This window comes from Onishia taeanensis (genome assembly GCF_013349955.1).
Taxonomy (GTDB): Bacteria; Pseudomonadota; Gammaproteobacteria; order Pseudomonadales; family Halomonadaceae; genus Onishia; species Onishia taeanensis_B.
This window is the reverse complement of record NZ_JABVXC010000071.1, coordinates 1-412: the sequence shown is the minus strand read 5'-3', so window position 1 is coordinate 412 and position 412 is coordinate 1. Positions and strand designations below refer to the sequence as shown.

The 412-nt window shown below is 64.8% G+C and carries 1 protein-coding gene; it reads left to right on the top strand.

Translation table 11 applies throughout. The annotated features are described in order from the left end of the window. The coding region (locus HUS66_RS17515; RefSeq protein WP_302675528.1) for a prephenate dehydratase at positions 1-412 on the top strand (412 nt) is incomplete at both ends.

Below are 412 nucleotides of genomic sequence, written 5' to 3'. Positions count from 1 at the left end.
GATTCGTTCATGGGCTCGCAGCTCAAGATCTCCGGCGAAGTGGTGCTGCGCATTCACCATCACCTGCTGGTGGGCCCGAACACGCGTCGCGAGAAGATCTCGCGCATCTATTCCCACGCCCAGTCGCTGGCCCAGTGCCGCAAGTGGCTGGATGCCCACTTCCCGCACGCCGAGCGCATCGCGGTGTCCTCGAATGCCGAGGCTGCGCGTCAGGTGCGCACCGAGTGGCACAGTGCGGCGATTGCCGGTGACATGGCGGCCAAGCTCTATGAGCTGGAGAAGGTCGAGGAGAAGATCGAGGACAGCCCCGACAACTCCACGCGCTTCCTGATCATCGGTGACAGCTCGGTGCCGGCGTCCGGCGATGACAAGACCTCCATCGTGGTGGCGATGCGCAACCAGCCGGGGGCAC